Consider the following 17,282-nt stretch of genomic DNA (forward strand, 5'->3'; position numbering starts at 1 on the left):
CTCCGGAGGGTTCTCTACTTCTCTAACGTATTACGAATTTGTTCCATTCGCATTTTTCCCCAATCATACATCATTTCAACGATCGGTAAAAGTGACATGCCTAGTTCCGTCATATAATACTCAACGCGAGGAGGAATTTCGGGATATACTGTCCGATCAACAATCCCATCTTCCATTAACTCTTTTAATTGGTTCGACAAAACTTTATGAGAAATGCTTGGGAATAACCGTTGTAATTCACTGAAACGATGCGGCCCTTCCACACCAAGATGCCACAGTATCACAACTTTCCACTTTCCACTAATAATAGAAAGCGTCAATTCCTTTTCACAATTAAAATTACCATTTTGTATTTTATCTTGAATATCTTTTCGAATATTTTCGGACATTAACAATCTCCTAACTCTATATGAACTAAAAAGCTCTCTCATTATTGTAAATGAGAGCTGCTCAGATGTCTAAAAAGTAATTATACAGAAAAAAGAAGCCGCACAAACGACTTCTTTTTTATTTCAAATATTAGTTGTCATCCATTTTCAGTACAGCCATGAATGCCTCTTGCGGTACTTCTACAGAGCCAACAGACTTCATACGTTTTTTACCTTCTTTTTGCTTATCAAGAAGTTTACGCTTACGAGAAATGTCACCGCCGTAACATTTTGCAAGTACGTTTTTACGCATCGCTTTAATTGTAGAACGTGCTACAACTTTATTTCCGATAGTCGCCTGAATTGGCACTTCGAACTGTTGTCTCGGAATTAATTCTTTTAATTTCTCTACGATTACTTTACCACGGTCATACGCTGAATCACGGTGTACGATAAATGATAAAGCATCCACTTGTTCATTATTTAAAAGAATATCCATTTTCACAAGTTTAGATGGCTTATAGCCAATTAACTCGTAGTCAAATGATGCATACCCTTTCGTATTTGATTTCAATTGATCGAAGAAGTCATATACGATTTCTGATAACGGGATTTCATATGTTAATGTAACACGCGTTTCATCTAAATATTGCATATCAATAAACGTTCCACGTTTACCTTGGCAAATCTCCATTACAGCTCCAACATAGTCATTCGGAACCATAATTGAAGCCTTCACAAACGGCTCTTCTACACGATCGATAGACTGTGGATCTGGCATATTAGATGGGTTATCAACAATAACATCTTCACCGTTAGTTAAATAAACTTTATAAATAACGCTTGGCGCTGTTGTAATTAAGTCAATCTTAAATTCACGTTCAATACGTTCTTGAATGATTTCCATGTGAAGAAGCCCTAAGAAACCACAACGGAAACCAAATCCTAGCGCTTGAGATGTTTCTGGTTCAAACTCAAGAGCAGAATCGTTTAACTCTAATTTTTCTAATGCATCACGTAAATCGTTATAACGAGCAGAGTCAATTGGATACAGACCACAGAATACCATCGGGTTTAACTTACGGTAACCTGCTAACGGCTCTGCAGCTGGACGTTTCGCATGTGTAATCGTATCACCAACACGTGTGTCACCAACATTTTTAATCGATGCTGCTAAGAAACCTACATCACCTACTGTTAACTCGTCACGTTGCGTAGTTTTCGGTGTAAATACACCTACTTCTGTTACTTCAAATTCTTTACCCGTTGCCATCATACGTACTTTATCGCCAACTTTTACTGTTCCATTTACAACACGGATATAAGCAATTACACCGCGGTACGGATCATATAAAGAGTCGAAAATCATACATTGTAATGGCTCTTCTGAATCACCCGACGGAGCTGGTACTTTTTCAACAATTTGTTCTAAAATTTCTTCAATACCAATTCCAGCTTTCGCAGAAGCAAGTACCGCTTCTGATGCATCTAAACCAATTACATCTTCTACCTCTTGACGTACACGTTCTGGATCCGCACTCGGTAAGTCGATTTTATTAATAACTGGTAAAATTTCTAAATTATTATCAAGCGCTAAGTATACGTTTGCTAACGTTTGCGCTTCAATACCTTGCGCTGCATCTACTACAAGAATCGCGCCTTCACAAGCCGCTAAACTACGAGATACTTCGTACGTAAAGTCGACGTGTCCTGGTGTATCAATTAAATGAAGAATATACTCTTCACCATCTTTTGCTTTATAGTTTAATTGTACTGCGTTTAATTTGATTGTAATACCACGCTCACGCTCTAAATCCATAGAGTCAAGCAACTGAGCTTTCATTTCACGTTGTGTTAACGCGTTTGTTTTCTCTAAAATACGGTCTGCTAACGTTGATTTTCCGTGGTCAATATGAGCAATAATAGAGAAATTACGAATTTTGGACTGTCTTTTTGCTCTTTCTTCTTTATTCATCTATGTTCTCAACTCCTAATAGTCTCGCCAATATACACTAGCACTGATTATATCAATAGAGCAACAAAGATTCAATGAAAACTCGTGCTGCTTACGATACAAATCATTCTATCTATATCTTATGCGAATAAACCATAAGAGACAAACCCTTTTCAAATTTTAAAACGGCTGTCTTACAAACCAGTAAAACAACCGCCTCCCATGTTACTCTTAGCTAAAAATTCCTTTTATTTTCCCAACAACGATATCCGTTCCGAACTTCGTCATTTCATAAGCTACACTTGCTACTGCCATTCCAATTCCTTCTACAACATTAAAACTTCTTAAACGTTCTAACTGTTGTTGTTTTTCTGAGGCCGAAAACGAGCTACCCAAAATTTCTGATTCAGCACCTGTACTTTCTGTCCCTGTCATATGAGCTATTTGTTCATATGACAGTTGCTGATAGCCTTTCATACTTTTCAAACCATGATTAGCAAGTGCCACTCCTGCTATCATCATAAGTAAACATAAAGCCACACTACATATACACAAAAGCGTAAAGCGACTCAAACGATAATCATCTGTTCCCCTCAATGTGTATATGCTCCCGTATTATCTTGATCAATTTGATGATGCAGCGCCGCATTTAAACCACTCGCTATTACATTCGCCATATCCTCAATAAAAGTATCTACTTCTTTTGGGGTTACCATTAAATTATGACCAAGAGGAGATAGCACTTCATAAATCAGCCTTCTTTTTTCTTCTTCTTCCAACGTACCAACAGCACCTAAAAACATATTTCTGCTCTTTTCATCCGGCATATCTTCTTCCGTTAATTTTTTCTTTTCTCCAAATGAAAATCCCGCTGGTAACAAAGAGCGTGAAGGTTTATTTCCTTCTTTCATCTCTCGGCCGAAATGTTTCAAAATAAAATCAATCGTATCACTTGTAATCGAAACAGCATCGACCACAGTCGGAACACCAATCGCGATTACAGGGATACCTAATGTGTCTTTACTTAGTTCTTTACGTTTATTCCCAACCCCCGATCCGGGATGAATTCCAGTATCAGAAATTTGTATCGTGCTATTTACTCGTTCAATAGAACGGGCAGCTAATGCGTCAATCGCAATTACAAAGTCCGGGTTCGTCTTCTCAATAATCCCATAAATAACATCGCTCGTTTCGATCCCTGTAATTCCCATTACCCCCGGCCGAATTGCACTAACAGGCCTAAACCCTTCTTCTACACTTTCAGGCTGTAATTGAAACAAATGTCTCGTTACTAATACATTTTCTACAACTATCGGTCCAAGAGCATCTGGTGTTACATTCCAATTCCCAAGACCTACAATTAAACAGCTTGCTTCTTTTGTAACGCCAACCTCTTCTAAGAAATTAGAAAATTCTTTTGCAAAAATACGCTCCACTTTTTGTTGAAGTTCTGTATCTTGCTGACGTATACCTTGAACTTCAAGCGTTAAATAATTTCCAGGCTTTTTACCCATCGCTTCAGAGGCAGCTTCATCAATTGTTACTTTTGTAATTATAGTCCCCTCTTCTTCTCTCTCTTTTACAATAACTCCCTGTATCCCTTTTTGTTCCTCTTGGCTTTCTTGCAACATTTGATGGGCTTCTACAGCAAGGTCAGTTCTAATGCTATATTTACTTAAATCTAATGGTTCTTTCATCGTATCTCCTCCGTAATTCATAGTAAATATCGTTAGATTTCCCAAAGTTATATAAGGTCATTCTTTCCTTTACGTGAAATTTCATGGATATACTATTGCAATTCTCTTCACCGTTTGATAGAATATCACTTGTTCTATGTAAGAATCGAGTCATTCGATTGCACCAGGGAGGTGAAAAGTATGGCAAACATCAAATCTGCTATCAAACGCGCTAAACTTAGCGAAGAGCGTCGTGCACATAACGCTTCTATCAAGTCTGACATGCGTTCTGCTGTTAAAACTGTAGAAGCTTTAGTTACTAATAACGATCTTGAAAATGCTAAAGAAGCTTTCAAAACTGCTTCTAAAAAACTTGACAAAGCAGCTCGTAAAGGTCTTATCCACCAAAACGCTGCAGCTCGTCAAAAATCTCGCTTAGCGAAACAAGTAAACGCGTAAGGCGTTTAAAAAACGATCCATTTGGATCGTTTTTTTATATACAAAAAAGTTCATGTACTTAGTACATGAACTTTTTTGTGTCATCACATATGATTTAATCGCATTAAGAAAAACTCGAGCACAAGTTTCTTATCCATCTTTCCCGTCTTCATACTATAATCAGCTTCCGCTAATTCTATAATCACTTTTTTTAATTCTTCAAAAGAGAAAAACTTCGTTTGATTCATTGCCAACTTCACGCGATACGGATGTACACCAATATGAGACGCAATTTGATTTTGTCCATAACCACGTTGCTGTAGCTCTTTCACTTGATACAACAAGCGGAATTGACTCACTAATAACGCAAGCAATTTAATCGGCTCTTCCTGCTGCGTAAATAATCCATCCAAAATTTGCATTGCACCTGCAATATCTTTTTTCACCACTTTTTCTGTCAAAGCGAATACATTTTGCTCAACGGATTTTGGTACAAGCTCTGCAACAAGTTTCGTCGTAATCTCTTCACCCATACCAACGTATAACGTTAACTTGTCCATTTCCTTCGCCAACATTGTTACATTACTTCCCACAAGCTCTAGCAACAAACTAACAGCCGCGTTATCAATATGCACATGCACTTCATCTGCACGAGCAACAATCCACTTCTGAACATCCTGTATTTGCATCGCATTTGCTTCTACTACATCTGCTGTTTTCTTTAATAGTTTTGTAATTTTTTTTCGCTCATCAAGTTTTTCGTAAGGCGCAACAAAAACAAGAATAGAAAATGGAGAAGGTTCACCAATGTATTCTTCTAAAATTTTTATATTTTGCTCTAACTTTTCTTTTTGCGAAGTCAAAAATAGCGGTGATTTTATTAACAGTACTTTCCGTTCTCCGAAGAAAGGAAGCGTACGCGCATCCTCAACCACATCTTCTAAATACGCTTCTTCTAAATCGTATGTCACAACATTAAACTCTCGATCTTCTTCTTCAAGTGCTTCTGTCGTAATAAGCTTTATCGTTTCATTTATAAAAAAAGCTTCCGTTCCATATAGTAAATATAACGGAGCAAACTGTTTCTTTTTAATTTTTTTATGTATATCACTCATACTTTTTCCTACTCCCTAACTTGGCAATATATATTTATACTAATGCCCTGGCTTTTGTTTTACAAGTACAAAGGAACAGGCTTTATAACCCGTCCCTTTATTTATATTAAACGCCACGCAATAAGCCCCGGGTTTCTTATTGGTGTGCGGTAATCACCTTCCCTTTATTATTCGCAATAAAAATTTGAGTATAAGTGCCAACTGTTAACATGCTTGGAAACGAAAAACTCACATTACTTCATGATTTAAAAGTAGCAAAAAAGCTCGTTTTCTCTTCATATGGAAATTGTAGATTTTTTTCTGACAATATTTTATACTAAAGTGGAATGTTGGGGAGGGATTCTAAATGAATGATTTTGAACAAAACGTTCAAAGTAAACGCAATGACGCTATTGATTCAGGGGTAGGATTTATCGTCTCATTTGGTTTTTTCGCAACACTTTTCATCATTGCAACTGTTATTAAATTTATCGGTTCTTAAAGACTGCCACTTCATGGCAGTCTTCTCTTTTTCATCTATTATGTGTTTTATCATATGTGATTTTACTTTTAAAGGTTCCATTTTCCCCTTTAAAAACATAGGAAATAGCACCTTGCTTGTCCGTGCGCCATATCGCACTCCCCATCTTCTCAAAACGCTCTATCACTTCTTTATGCGGGTGTCCATACCTATTTTGCTTACCAACAGATATAATCGCTACACGAGGCTGTATGACGTTCAAAAAAGGCTCTATAGATGACGTATTACTCCCATGATGAGCAACTTTTAAAACATCCACTTGTAAATCTGGATATGCCTCTACTAAAATCTTTTCCCCTTCTTCTTCCAAATCGCCTGTAAATAGCCACTTCAACCCTCCAAATTTTGCCCATATTACAATTGAAGCGTTATTTTCGCTTTTTTCTTTTCCTTTTGGAGCTAAAACGAAAAATTCCGCTTCATTTACACTCCAACTCGCCCCTTCCCCCACTTCAGTTATTTTCATTTCCTTTTCTAATGCCTGTTTCTTGACTACTTTTTCTAATACTGCATCTTTTCCCTTTCGGCCAAATACCACTTCTTTTACAGGTATATATGATAATAATTCTTGCGCAGCACCTATATGATCTGCATCTCCATGCGTTACGATTAATTTATCAATTGTTTTAATACCTTCTTTTTGTAAAAAGGGTATTAAAACATCATTCCCAACAGAAAATTCATGCTTTTTTTGTTGCCATTCTTCCTTATTCACACGAAGCGTTCCACCTGTATCAATAAGATAAATCCCTTTATCATACGGAAGGCGAATTAATATTGCATCACCTTGTCCAACATCAATAAATGTTACACTTCCGCTTCCTCTAAAATATGGATATACATAATGACATGTGCTAATAAAAATAAATACACTCGCAACTATACAAACCATTTTTTTCGGCGCTCTTCTTTCCCAAACCATCAATATACTGACAACACTCGCGCAATATACAGCTACAAGATTGAAGGGCGTTTCCCCGAAGATAAGCTGGGTAAATGGTAAACTTTCACAATAACTTAGAAAATCATTAGACATACTCAAGCCTATTGATAATACATCCGCAAATCCTTTTGCGAGAAACGGGACAATTGGCATACACAGTAAAATAATAATGCTACATGGTAATACAATGATAGATAAAAACGGAACGTATAAGAGATTGAGGAGAATGCTATATGGAGAAAAATAACCAAAGTGATATAACAAAATCGGAGTACTAACGAGCTGTGAAATGATAGAAATATAAATAGAATTTCGGATTACTCCGTTGCTACTCCCTAACAATAACGGAGCAGACAAAAGTAAAGCGAAGCTACCTACAAAAGAAAACTGAAATCCAATATTAAAAACAAGATAAGGGTCATATATAAGCATACATATAGCTGTTACACTTAAAGCATCTAAACTAGATAAACGAATCGAGCACATAAAAGCAATCAACATCAAAACCCCTGTTATAGAAGCTCTTATAACAGAGGGTGAAGCCCCTGCTAAAACCATATACAAAGGAATACAAATGATAAGGCAAATTGTTGCTACCTCCCTCGTCGCACCGCTTCTTAGCAAAATAAAATATACTATCACCATCAACAATACAATGTGTGAACCTGAAATTGCTAACAAATGTACAAGACCAAATTGTTGATATTGCTCTTCCACTTCAAACGTCATTTGTTGTCTATCACCAAAGAGTAATGCATTCATAAAAGCACCTGATTGCTCTGGAAACATTTCTGTAACTTTCGAGATTGCTTGTTGCCTTAAAAGAAGAATCCATTGCGTGAGCGACAGTGATGTTTTATAGCATTCAGAAATATATGTAGCCTCAAATGTGAAATGAATATGTTGCTTGTATAAATAATCACGGTAATTAAAACCATGAAAATTCCGAGCTGTTTCCGGTTCTTTCCTCTCACCCTCGAATACACATGATATCCCTGCGTATAATTGTTGCATTTTTTTCTTTTCCAAAGCTGATTTTATTCTATAACTTAACTGCACTATATTTTTATTCTGATCTTCAAATTGAAAAGATAGGCGATCCCCATTAACAAGCGGTGTGTTTTGTATAACCCCTCTTGTAACTGCATAGGGCTTCCCTAGAGGCTTATTCCATACTTGAACATAGGAAGTATATATAACGCTACTAAAGCACGCTACAATACAAAAAATGAAGGTTTTACGCGAAGTGCGATATAAACAGAAGAAAACATTTAAAAAGAGGCAAAAAACTATCAATAAAAGTGACGAGGAAAAGGCAATTGCAATCCCTATTATAAACGAGATTGCAACATACCCCCATTGTTCTTGCAACTTATACTCACTCCTTATAGCATCATTTTTGATTTCGTGAATACATGCTGTAATTCTTCCATTGATAAATTATCTTTTTCTAAAGACGCAAATAATTCTTTCAACTCTGTATAACGTTTTTGATCCTCTAATGCAGCAATATCATATTCTAGCGGAACGTGTTTCACTGTCACATTCGCTTGTTCAAATAACTCTATGGCGTATGGATGATTTTTATAATCCTGCGCATAATAAACCGCTGTAATACCACTTTGAATAATTGCCTTACAACATTGTAAACAAGGGAAATGCGTAACGTAAATTTCTGCTTCCTCTGTTTTCGCACCAAACTTGGCACATTGTAATAAAGCATTCATTTCGGCATGAATTGTCCGAACACAATGATTATCGATTACGTAACAACCATCATCTATACAATGTACGCCACCTTTAATTGAACCATTATATCCACCAGCAATAATTCGTTTATCGCGAACGATTGTCGCTCCTACCGCAAGCCTTGTACATGTACTACGCAAAGATAGTAGATGGCTTTGCGTCATAAAATATTGATCCCATGAAATTCGTTCCATATTTTTCACCTACTTTTTTGTCTACTTGTAGTGTAGCGAAAGAAGAAAAACTTCGTCAATCTTTTACGGAATAATAATTTGATCTTTTATCTTTTCAAGAGACTTCGCACCAATCCCATCAATCTCTAATAAATCTTCTATTTTCTGAAACGGACCATGTTCTTCTCGATATTTCAAAATACTTTCTGCCTTTCGAGAGCCAATCCCTGTAATTTTTTCTAGTTGTTCTTTCGCCGCTGTATTTATTCGAATCTTGCCATCTTCCTTAGAAGAAGTAAGCACCCCTTGTTCTGATTCATTTTTACTCGGTATATAAAGAAGCATTTGATCTTGTACAATTTGTGCTAAATTCACTTTTTTCATATCTACTTCTGATAAAAAACCACCAGCCTTTTGAACCGCATCCTTTACGCGATCTCCTTCCTTCATTTCATATACCCCTTCTTTACTAACCGCTCCTTTCACATCAATTATAATTGTTCTTTTCTGTTCCTTTGTATCCGATATTTTCGGTTTACCCTTTTTTTCGATCTCCTTCTCTTGTACATTCATTGTAATAGGCATTCGTTCTACACTCTGATTCGTTTTCCAAAAAACAAGAAAAAGTAAAGTTCCAATAATAGCTACTAAACCTAACCACTTTTTCGGAAAATCCCACATCATTTTACACCTCTAATCATAAATTTATAACATCATTCATATTGTTTAGGAGAAAGCTGTTACGAAGGAGGGATGAAACTTTGAACATAGGAATTATAGGGACAGGAAACATGGGGAATATACTAATCGATGCATTTTTAGAAACCCGTGCTGTCAAACCTTCGTGCCTTACAATCATTAATCGGACGCCTGCAAAAGCATATCATATAAAAGAAAAATACCCTTCTGTTCATATAGCAAAAACAATCCCGGAAGTAATCGAACAATCACAACTTATTTTTATTTGTGTCAAGCCGATAGATATATACCCTATCCTAAAAAAATACGCTGAACATTTTTCTGATGAAACGTGCTTAGTTTCTATTACAAGTCCAATATCTCCATCACAATTAGAGACTCTCGTACCTTGCCACGTCGCGCGTATCATTCCAAGTATCACAAATCGCGCGCTCTCTGGCGCCTCACTATTTACATTTGGAGATAATTGCTCTGAAGAATGGCAACAAAAACTACTTCGTCTATTCAAAAACATTTCTACACCTCTTGTAATAGAAGAAGATATAACGCGCGTTTCATCTGATATAGCAAGTTGCGGTCCTGCTTTCTTTAGTTATTTACTACAATGCTTCATTAACGCTGCTGTAGATAAAACAAATATTACACACGAAGAGGCTACTACTTTAGTAAGTGAAATGGTCGTGGGGATGGGGAAATTACTTGAAAAAGAAATCTTCACATTACCTACCTTACAAGAAAAGGTTTGCGTGAAAGGCGGCGTTACTGGGGAGGGCATTCGGGTTTTAGAAGAGCACGTTGGAGATATGTTCCATAAGTTAATCGAGCGAACACATGAAAAATTTGATGAAGATTTAGAATGCGTTGATCAGCAATTCAATAAACACACATAATAAATACGTCATTTTCATTCCAAATCCTTTTTATAAATACTTACTTTTTTACAATACATTTTCACTTCAACTACTATTCCCACACTTTACGCATACAATCTTCAGATTATGCTAGAACTAAAAATACATCTTCTTTATAAAACAAAAGCAACCTTCTCGGTTGCTTTTGTTTTATCCGTTTTTCTTCGCCATGAAGAAAATACGCTCTGTTTGTTCTGTAACTTCAAGTCGCTCAAAATCACCTGTTACACGAAGCACTGTAAAACCTGCTTCTTCAAGCCATTTCGTTAACTCTTCCACTTGATATGCACGTTGCACGTGACATTCGTCAAACCGATGGTACACATCTTCTTCCGGATCTTGAACAAAGAATGTTAAATCATGCTCTACACTATTTGATTCTTCACCAGGGAAGCAATTCCAAATAAGAGATATTTCTTCTCCATTCACTGTATACGTTTCATTTTGAAATACATGATGTATTTTATATAAAGAATGTACATCAAATAAAAACAAACCATCTTGACGTAAATGATGAAATACTCTTCTAAATGTTTCTTGTACTCCATCTTCTTGCAATACATAATTTAATGAATCACAAAAGATGGTTACACAATCAAACTCACCTGGAACATCAAGCTCTCGCATGTCTTGTTGATAAAAAGGAATAAAGTATCCCTCTCCTCCTAGTTTTTGCTGAGCGACTGTTAACATTTCTTCTGAAAGATCGACACCTATTAAATCGTAACCCTTTTGCACAAGCGGCAGGGTTACATTACCTGTACCGCATGCTACATCAAGAATTTTTGCCTCTTTCATATCTGCCTGCTGTAAACTTTCCTCTGTAAATTCCACCCATTTATCATAAGGGACATCATTCATTAGTTCGTCGTACAACAATGCAAATTGTTCGTATTTCATTGGCCTAACTCTTCTGTAATATCTTCACGTGGCACATCGCCCCATAGACGCTCTAAATTATAGTGATTACGCTCATCTTTATGGAATACATGAGCAACTACATCTCCAAGATCAACTAATACCCAACGTGCTTCGTCAAACCCTTCCATACGTTGTACGTCGATTTGGAACTCATGTGCTTTTGATTTAATTTCACGTGCAATTGCTTGCACTTGTTTGTCTGAATTCCCATGACAAATAATGAAATAATCTGCAATTGGTGAAATACCTTGCATATTTAGGACAACCATATCTTCTGCTCTCTTATCATCAGCTGCTTTTGCCGCTAATACTAATAAATCTTTATCGTTCATTTACTCATTTCCTCCTTGATAACTGCATTGTATGTTTGGAATGTTAATGGATAAATCGTCTGATCTTTTTCCATTAAAAATTGAATTGTTCTCTTTAACGCAAATAATAAAGCTTGATTTATATCCGTATATGCGAGTTTACGAGCCTCTTCCACTCCTGGAAACTTTCGCCCAGGTTCAATGTAATCCGCTACATAAATCACTTTATCTAACATCGTCATATTCTCATGACCACTTGTATGATATGTAATAGCTTGCAAAATTTCAGAATCCGTAATGCCTACTTCTTTTTCTACTAAGTATGCCCCAACAGGTGCATGCCATAACTCTTTGTTATAGCAAAGTAAATCTTTCGGCAAATCTTCACGTTTAATAATCTCTTCCATCTCTGAAATTGCTCTACATTTCGCATAATCATGGAATATAGCTGCCATCTCTGCTTTTTTTTCGTCCACACCGTATAACTTAGCAAGCTCAATCGCTGTCTCCATTACACCAATTGTGTGTATATAACGTTTTTCATGCATTTGTTGTTTGACAATATGCAGTGCATTCTCACGATTCATACAACCCATTCCTCTCGATATATACCTGTACTTTTTCGGGAAGTAAATATTTACACGTTTTCTTCTCCTTATATCTCTCACGTAATAAGGATGAAGAAACTGCAAATTCCGGAATTTCCACTGTAGTAATCTTATATGGTGTATGCAATGTATACCCAGGTCTTGCAACTCCAACAAACGTTACAAGATTAAGTAAAGCTTCAATGTTATACCACTTCGGTAAATACTCAACCATATCCCCACCAATAATAAAGTGAAACTGCACATCCGGATACTTCTTCGTCAATTGTAACATAGTGTCATACGTATAAGATGGGCCCTTCCTACTTAGCTCTTCTAAACAAATAGAAAAGTGCTCTTCTGCCTCAGTCGCGAGCTCTAACATATGTAAACGACTTTCTACACTTGTAATATTCCGCCCTTGTTTATGTGGCGGAATCTGGTTTGGCAAGAACCATACTTCTTCCAAGTTCAAAGCGTGATATACTTCATTTGCAATTAGCAAATGTCCATAGTGAGGCGGATCAAATGTACCGCCAATGATGCCAATTTTTCTCAAAAGAAACGCCCCTTCCTTTTACATACAGCAACTCTCCTCGGTTAGGAATGAAGAGAGTTGCTATTAATAAAAGTTCAATTGGTTTCGCTCTCTACATCATTACGCATAAACGATAAAAATAGCGCATGCTAGTCTTTTTATCGAGGAAGCTTAATTTGTTTATTTTCTCTTGATTCTTTGTATAAAACGATTGTGCTTCCAATTACTTGAACGATTTCAGCACGTGCACCTTTTGCAAGTTCTTCCGCAACCTCACGGCGATCAAATTCACAGTTTTGTAATACACTTACTTTAAATAACTCACGAGCTTCTAAAGTATCTGCGATTTGTTTAATCATATTTTCATTTACTCCGCCTTTTCCTACTTGAAAAATTGGTGTTAAATGATGTGCTTGTGCACGTAAAAATCTTTTTTGTTTTCCTGTTAACATGTATGTTAGCCTCCAAGCTTTTCTATAACTAATTGTTTCATTCTCTCGATATTTGGCGTGCGTCCTGTCCACATTTCAAATGCAAGTGCTCCTTGATAAACAAACATATCAATACCATTTTGAATGATTGCACCTTGCTCTTTTGCCTCACATAAAATTTTCGTTTCAAATGGATTATAAATTATATCTGATACAATCGTTCCTTTTTTTAACGAACAAATTTGTAATGGCGTATGTTCTACGTGTGGATGCATACCTATCGTTGTCGTCTGAATGATAATATCATAATTTCCTTGTTCTTCTGTCGCTTTTTCTAACGACAAAGCAACAGAATTAACATCGGCCGTACGTGCAGCAATAAGTTCCTTTGCCTTATCTACTGTACGATTGGCTACATCAATCTCTTTTACATCTACATTAGCAAGAGAAAAATAAATAGCTCGGCTAGCACCACCTGAACCAAGTAACAAAATACGTTTCCCTTGAAGTGGTTCATTACTAATTGACTGCAGCGCTCGAACAAAACCAATCCCGTCTGTGTTATAGCCAATTAATCTTCCATCCTTATGAACCACTGTATTTACTGCACCGATTTTCCTTGCTAATGGGTCAATCTCATCCAAATACTCCATAATAGCAACCTTGTGCGGAGTTGTTACATTAAATCCTGAAATACCTAATGCTTTTAAACCTCTTACTGCTTCCCCTAGCAATTCCTCTTCAACAAGGAACGCATGATAATGGGCATCCATATTCAAGTGTTCAAATGCATCATTATGCATAACGGGTGATAATGAATGTCCAATTGGATTTCCGATTACACCATATAATTGTTTCATAAATCCCTCTCCATATTAAATTAAAGATTTACGTAGTGAAACACTTACTCCTTTTGGTACGTGTGCAACAATTTTTGCTCCTGGTTCGTTCACAGTAACCCATCCTAATCCAGAGAATACAACATCCGTTTTAGGTTCACGAATATTAAATTCGTATTTCACTAGCTCAGGCATATTTGCTAATTCTTCTGGCGTTGGTGGGCTTAGTAAATCCCCGGCATGATTTTTATATAATTCATCTGCTTTCTCAAGCTTTGTACGATGGATTGTTAAGCGATTCGAGAAGTGACAAGTAAATGCACGACGACCACCACTTACATAATCAAAACGTGCCAATCCACTAAAGAATAACGTTTGTTCTTCATTTAATTGGAATACCATCGGCTTAATTTCTTTTGTTGGTGTAATAAGCTTTAAGCTTTGCTTTCCAACATAATGAGCCATTTGGTGGTGGTTAATAATACCTGGCGTATCATATAAAGAAGACTCTTCGTCCAATGGAATATCAATTAAATCAAGTGTTGTTCCTGGGAAATGAGATGTTGTAATTACATTTTCAGTCTCATCACTAAATTCTTTAATCATACGATTAATAAATGTCGATTTCCCTACATTCGTACATCCAACAACATAAACATCTTTGCCGCCGCGATAATACTCAATAGCATCTGCTAGTTCAGCGATTCCTTGTCCCTTCGCTGCACTAATTAAAAAGACATCTTCTGGTTTTAATCCTAGCTGCTTTGCACTATAGCGCATCCAATGTTTTACTTTATCATGTTTTACTGACTTTGGAATTAAATCAGCTTTATTTCCAACAAGTAATACTTTATTATTCCCTACGAAACGATGTAAGCCAGGTAACCAGCTACCATTAAAATCAAAAATATCTACAATTTTGACTACTAATGCATCTGATTTTCCAATTCCATTTAAAATGCGTAGGAAGTCATCATCTGTTAACGATACATCTTGAATTTCATTGTAATGCTTCAAGCGAAAACAACGTTGACAAATAACTTGTTCTTTCTCTAAAGATGAGGCAGGAGCATAACCCACTTCGTTTTTATTTTCTGTTTGAATTTCTACACCGCAACCAATACATTTAATTGTTTCAGTCAAACTTTATTCCTCCCAGTTAATTAAACCTTTTTTCTTCATATTTTTCATAATTCTTCGTTCAATTTTTCGATTAAAGCGCGTTACTAATCCGTCCGTTTGTGCTACCGGTACAACTAAAATTGTATGAAGGCCTACTCGGTTGCCACCAAGCACGTCCGTCAGTAACTGATCTCCAATTACTACAACTTCATCTGGCTGCAAACGCATCTCTTGTATCGCACGCTTAAATGCGCGAACAAATGGTTTACGTGCACTATGAATAAATGGAATACCTAATGGATCAGCAAAATCTTTTACACGTTGCTCATTATTATTTGAAACGACCGTTACTTGAATGCCTTGCTCTTTCATTTCCAAGAACCATTTTTCAAGTTGCGGTGTTGCATTGGGACGATCCCATTCAATTAAAGTGTTATCTAAGTCAGTAATAACGCCTTTAATCCCACGTTTTTTTAAATCTTCTGGTTGAACATGATATACATTTTTCACATATTCATTTGGTAAAAATAGTTTCAATTTCTTTCACCTCTTTGAGGATTTTTCATAAAATTTTTCGACAACATTTTTCGATATATAACCTGTGGATAAAATTGTACACATTTTCCACATTAATTTTTCAGTTAATTTGGAATTTACTAACAAACTATACACACTTTATCCACCTAGGTATGTGGATAACCACTCGTTTGTGACTGTCATATTTTTTTGGTACATTAAATGCATCAACGAATCAATCCTTATATTATTAGGAGGTGACTCACCTTGAAAACAAAACATATGGAACAGTTATCCACTGAGTTACTCACTGAGTCTTATTATAAAGCAAAAGAACTAAAATTAAATCCCGACTTCATTTTACTTATAAAACAAGAAATCATTAGACGCTCATTAGAGGACAAGCTTGTCAAATCATCTTGATTACATATAAAGTGAAAGTTTAATCAGCCCTTACCAATTAAACAGTTAAAGGATAATTTATTGGATGCCCTGTAAAAAGAGCCATCCTACGATGGCTCTCGAATAAACAAGTACTCCCATCTAGGGGATTTCATCATTAAGTATCTTTGCCCATAACTCTTACTTACGGTTATAAAAGCTTTTCTTTATTTATGAGCTAAGCGAGTAGCTATTTTTTGACCAAGACGAAGCTCTTGTCCACTCTTTAATTCCTGCACTACTTCTATCATATCTTTTTCAAACAATAACACAACTGTTGAACCAAATGTAAAGTATGCCATTTCTTCACCTTTTTGAACAGTGTCTCTCTCATGCAAAAGCTCAATACTATTAACAAACATGGCACCTACTTTTACAAGAGCCATATGCTCGCCATCACTGCTTACTTCTGTAACAGAACGATAATTTTTTGACAGTGGTTCTTTCCCGTATTCCATACCAGCTGCATTTACCGGATATGATTTTCTACCGAGTACAAATCTTTCAGTCACAGAACCAGAAAGCGGACTATGAATGCGATGATAATGACTTGGACTCAAATAAATTACCATATATGTACCGCCTGCATATCGCGTTGCACGTTCTTCATTACCTAGCATATCCACAATTGAATAGCGCTTTCCTTTAATATCAAATGTTTTTGTATCCTCAATAGGACCTTGATCTGCAAAAACACCATCAACAGGACTAACGATACTCGATGCATCTGTATCAATACTACGCTTTCCTTCTTTTAGCTTACGCGTAAATAATTCATGCAATGTTCTATATTCCTTCAAACCCTTTTCCATCTCATCTTGATTAATTTGAAAAACTTTCGCATACGATGGAATAATGATAGAGCTCAAACGAGATTGTGCAAATTTACGTAATATATAAGAAGTAAAGCGACCATTTGTAAGTTCTATCATAAGTCGATATAATGTACGTCGCAAATTGCGAAACCCCCTAATCAGTCTATAACTTTAGTTTTCCCTTCTTTTCTTTCTATATCATATGTAAAATTGGT

Annotated in this window: 21 protein-coding genes; 4 read left to right on the plus strand and 17 right to left on the minus strand. The window is 36.2% G+C overall.

All coding sequences use genetic code 11. From position 1 onward, the window contains the following. Nucleotides 1–14 precede the first annotated feature (14 nt). From ACTFN4_RS04035 to gpr, 4 genes are all read right to left on the minus strand, one after another. Nucleotides 15–389 carry a winged helix-turn-helix transcriptional regulator gene (locus tag ACTFN4_RS04035; protein WP_001293539.1) on the minus strand — a complete coding sequence of 125 codons (375 nt, stop codon included), beginning with the start codon at nucleotides 387–389 and terminating at the stop codon, nucleotides 15–17. 130 nt (nucleotides 390–519) lie between these two features. Next, nucleotides 520–2,343, minus strand: coding sequence for an elongation factor 4 (gene lepA, locus ACTFN4_RS04040; RefSeq protein ID WP_001030951.1), 1,824 nt, complete (start codon nucleotides 2,341–2,343; stop codon nucleotides 520–522). A gap of 210 nt (nucleotides 2,344–2,553) precedes the next feature. Further along, nucleotides 2,554–2,919 carry a YqxA family protein gene (locus ACTFN4_RS04045; protein ID WP_001215037.1) on the minus strand — a complete coding sequence of 122 codons (366 nt, stop codon included), beginning with the start codon at nucleotides 2,917–2,919 and terminating at the stop codon, nucleotides 2,554–2,556. Continuing rightward, entirely contained in the window at nucleotides 2,916–4,019 is a 1,104-nt protein-coding gene (gpr, locus tag ACTFN4_RS04050; RefSeq protein ID WP_000662618.1) for a GPR endopeptidase, read from the minus strand. Before gpr ends, ACTFN4_RS04045 begins: the two co-directional genes overlap by 4 nt. Before the next feature lie 180 nt (nucleotides 4,020–4,199). Here gpr and rpsT point away from each other — a divergent pair, with 180 nt between their 5' ends. Further along, nucleotides 4,200–4,457 carry a 30S ribosomal protein S20 gene (rpsT, locus tag ACTFN4_RS04055; protein ID WP_001274011.1) on the plus strand — a complete coding sequence of 86 codons (258 nt, stop codon included), beginning with the start codon at nucleotides 4,200–4,202 and terminating at the stop codon, nucleotides 4,455–4,457. An 83-nt stretch (nucleotides 4,458–4,540) separates the two neighbouring features. On the opposite strand, the gene holA is transcribed toward rpsT, so the two are convergent. Beyond that, on the minus strand, nucleotides 4,541–5,551 hold the full coding sequence (holA, locus tag ACTFN4_RS04060; RefSeq protein WP_242292323.1) for a DNA polymerase III subunit delta: 1,011 nt from the start codon (nucleotides 5,549–5,551) through the stop codon (nucleotides 4,541–4,543). A 346-nt stretch (nucleotides 5,552–5,897) separates the two neighbouring features. On the opposite strand from holA, the gene ACTFN4_RS04065 reads away from it, so the two are divergent. Further along, entirely contained in the window at nucleotides 5,898–6,032 is a 135-nt protein-coding gene (locus tag ACTFN4_RS04065; RefSeq protein ID WP_000997609.1) for a YqzM family protein, read from the plus strand. Nucleotides 6,033–6,063: 31 nt separating this feature from the next. On the opposite strand, the gene ACTFN4_RS04070 is transcribed toward ACTFN4_RS04065, so the two are convergent. The 3 genes from ACTFN4_RS04070 to ACTFN4_RS04080 all read right to left on the minus strand — a co-directional run bounded on the left by ACTFN4_RS04070 (nucleotide 6,064) and on the right by ACTFN4_RS04080 (nucleotide 9,620). Then, the gene (locus ACTFN4_RS04070; protein WP_439962088.1) at nucleotides 6,064–8,385 is read right to left on the minus strand and encodes a DNA internalization-related competence protein ComEC/Rec2; all 2,322 of its coding nucleotides are present in this window, start codon (nucleotides 8,383–8,385) and stop codon (nucleotides 6,064–6,066) included. A 14-nt stretch (nucleotides 8,386–8,399) separates the two neighbouring features. After that, nucleotides 8,400–8,957 carry a ComE operon protein 2 gene (locus ACTFN4_RS04075; protein WP_439962089.1) on the minus strand — a complete coding sequence of 186 codons (558 nt, stop codon included), beginning with the start codon at nucleotides 8,955–8,957 and terminating at the stop codon, nucleotides 8,400–8,402. Between the two features lie 63 nt (nucleotides 8,958–9,020). Further along, nucleotides 9,021–9,620 carry a helix-hairpin-helix domain-containing protein gene (locus ACTFN4_RS04080; RefSeq protein ID WP_000989932.1) on the minus strand — a complete coding sequence of 200 codons (600 nt, stop codon included), beginning with the start codon at nucleotides 9,618–9,620 and terminating at the stop codon, nucleotides 9,021–9,023. Between the two features lie 77 nt (nucleotides 9,621–9,697). Here ACTFN4_RS04080 and comER point away from each other — a divergent pair, with 77 nt between their 5' ends. After that, complete coding sequence (gene comER / locus ACTFN4_RS04085) at nucleotides 9,698–10,525, plus strand: late competence protein ComER (protein WP_001020554.1); 828 nt, start codon at nucleotides 9,698–9,700, stop codon at nucleotides 10,523–10,525. Nucleotides 10,526–10,696: 171 nt separating this feature from the next. Here comER and ACTFN4_RS04090 read toward each other — a convergent pair whose 3' ends face one another. The 8 genes from ACTFN4_RS04090 to ACTFN4_RS04125 all read right to left on the minus strand — a co-directional run bounded on the left by ACTFN4_RS04090 (nucleotide 10,697) and on the right by ACTFN4_RS04125 (nucleotide 15,832). Beyond that, entirely contained in the window at nucleotides 10,697–11,446 is a 750-nt protein-coding gene (locus tag ACTFN4_RS04090; RefSeq protein ID WP_000873069.1) for a class I SAM-dependent methyltransferase, read from the minus strand. After that, the gene (rsfS, locus tag ACTFN4_RS04095) at nucleotides 11,443–11,799 is read right to left on the minus strand and encodes a ribosome silencing factor (RefSeq protein WP_000998173.1); all 357 of its coding nucleotides are present in this window, start codon (nucleotides 11,797–11,799) and stop codon (nucleotides 11,443–11,445) included. The genes ACTFN4_RS04090 and rsfS overlap by 4 nt, the downstream gene beginning before the upstream one ends. Further along, on the minus strand, nucleotides 11,796–12,365 hold the full coding sequence (gene yqeK / locus ACTFN4_RS04100) for a bis(5'-nucleosyl)-tetraphosphatase (symmetrical) YqeK (protein ID WP_001078477.1): 570 nt from the start codon (nucleotides 12,363–12,365) through the stop codon (nucleotides 11,796–11,798). Before yqeK ends, rsfS begins: the two co-directional genes overlap by 4 nt. Then, nucleotides 12,355–12,924, minus strand: a complete 570-nt coding sequence (nadD, locus tag ACTFN4_RS04105) for a nicotinate-nucleotide adenylyltransferase (protein ID WP_001226048.1) — start codon at nucleotides 12,922–12,924, stop codon at nucleotides 12,355–12,357. Before nadD ends, yqeK begins: the two co-directional genes overlap by 11 nt. Nucleotides 12,925–13,061: 137 nt before the next feature. Continuing rightward, the gene (yhbY, locus tag ACTFN4_RS04110; protein ID WP_000955224.1) at nucleotides 13,062–13,355 is read right to left on the minus strand and encodes a ribosome assembly RNA-binding protein YhbY; all 294 of its coding nucleotides are present in this window, start codon (nucleotides 13,353–13,355) and stop codon (nucleotides 13,062–13,064) included. Between the two features lie 5 nt (nucleotides 13,356–13,360). Then, the gene (aroE, locus tag ACTFN4_RS04115) at nucleotides 13,361–14,194 is read right to left on the minus strand and encodes a shikimate dehydrogenase (RefSeq protein WP_410989128.1); all 834 of its coding nucleotides are present in this window, start codon (nucleotides 14,192–14,194) and stop codon (nucleotides 13,361–13,363) included. 15 nt (nucleotides 14,195–14,209) lie between these two features. Continuing rightward, nucleotides 14,210–15,316, minus strand: a complete 1,107-nt coding sequence (yqeH, locus tag ACTFN4_RS04120; protein ID WP_000140799.1) for a ribosome biogenesis GTPase YqeH — start codon at nucleotides 15,314–15,316, stop codon at nucleotides 14,210–14,212. Nucleotides 15,317–15,319: 3 nt separating this feature from the next. Beyond that, nucleotides 15,320–15,832: a YqeG family HAD IIIA-type phosphatase gene (locus ACTFN4_RS04125; protein ID WP_000765314.1), complete on the minus strand. Its 513-nt coding sequence runs from the start codon at nucleotides 15,830–15,832 to the stop codon at nucleotides 15,320–15,322. Nucleotides 15,833–16,078: 246 nt separating this feature from the next. Here ACTFN4_RS04125 and ACTFN4_RS04130 point away from each other — a divergent pair, with 246 nt between their 5' ends. Beyond that, the gene (locus tag ACTFN4_RS04130; protein WP_000850094.1) at nucleotides 16,079–16,234 is read left to right on the plus strand and encodes a sporulation histidine kinase inhibitor Sda; all 156 of its coding nucleotides are present in this window, start codon (nucleotides 16,079–16,081) and stop codon (nucleotides 16,232–16,234) included. A gap of 185 nt (nucleotides 16,235–16,419) precedes the next feature. Here the strand turns inward: ACTFN4_RS04130 and ACTFN4_RS04135 are convergent, their stop codons facing one another. After that, entirely contained in the window at nucleotides 16,420–17,208 is a 789-nt protein-coding gene (locus tag ACTFN4_RS04135; protein WP_001255003.1) for a phosphatidylserine decarboxylase, read from the minus strand. Between the last annotated feature and the right edge of the window lie 74 nt (nucleotides 17,209–17,282).

Source organism: Bacillus cereus group sp. MYBK95-2, from assembly GCF_051915225.1.
Lineage (GTDB): Bacteria > Bacillota > Bacilli > Bacillales > Bacillaceae_G > Bacillus_A > Bacillus_A cereus.

Bases quoted from the DNA above. Each gene is read 5' to 3' on its own strand.
- gpr (WP_000662618.1), bottom strand. From the start codon at position 4,019: ATGAAAGAACCATTAGATTTAAGTAAATATAGCATTAGAACTGACCTT.
- ACTFN4_RS04065 (WP_000997609.1), top strand. From the start codon at position 5,898: ATGAATGATTTTGAACAAAACGTTCAAAGTAAACGCAATGACGCTATT.
- ACTFN4_RS04080 (WP_000989932.1), bottom strand. From the start codon at position 9,620: ATGATGTGGGATTTTCCGAAAAAGTGGTTAGGTTTAGTAGCTATTATT.
- yqeK (WP_001078477.1), bottom strand. From the start codon at position 12,365: ATGAATCGTGAGAATGCACTGCATATTGTCAAACAACAAATGCATGAA.
- ACTFN4_RS04035 (WP_001293539.1), bottom strand. From the start codon at position 389: ATGTCCGAAAATATTCGAAAAGATATTCAAGATAAAATACAAAATGGT.
- rpsT (WP_001274011.1), top strand. From the start codon at position 4,200: ATGGCAAACATCAAATCTGCTATCAAACGCGCTAAACTTAGCGAAGAG.
- aroE (WP_410989128.1), bottom strand. From the start codon at position 14,194: ATGAAACAATTATATGGTGTAATCGGAAATCCAATTGGACATTCATTA.
- ACTFN4_RS04075 (WP_439962089.1), bottom strand. From the start codon at position 8,957: ATGGAACGAATTTCATGGGATCAATATTTTATGACGCAAAGCCATCTA.
- ACTFN4_RS04090 (WP_000873069.1), bottom strand. From the start codon at position 11,446: ATGAAATACGAACAATTTGCATTGTTGTACGACGAACTAATGAATGAT.
- rsfS (WP_000998173.1), bottom strand. From the start codon at position 11,799: ATGAACGATAAAGATTTATTAGTATTAGCGGCAAAAGCAGCTGATGAT.
- yhbY (WP_000955224.1), bottom strand. From the start codon at position 13,355: ATGTTAACAGGAAAACAAAAAAGATTTTTACGTGCACAAGCACATCAT.
- holA (WP_242292323.1), bottom strand. From the start codon at position 5,551: ATGAGTGATATACATAAAAAAATTAAAAAGAAACAGTTTGCTCCGTTA.
- lepA (WP_001030951.1), bottom strand. From the start codon at position 2,343: ATGAATAAAGAAGAAAGAGCAAAAAGACAGTCCAAAATTCGTAATTTC.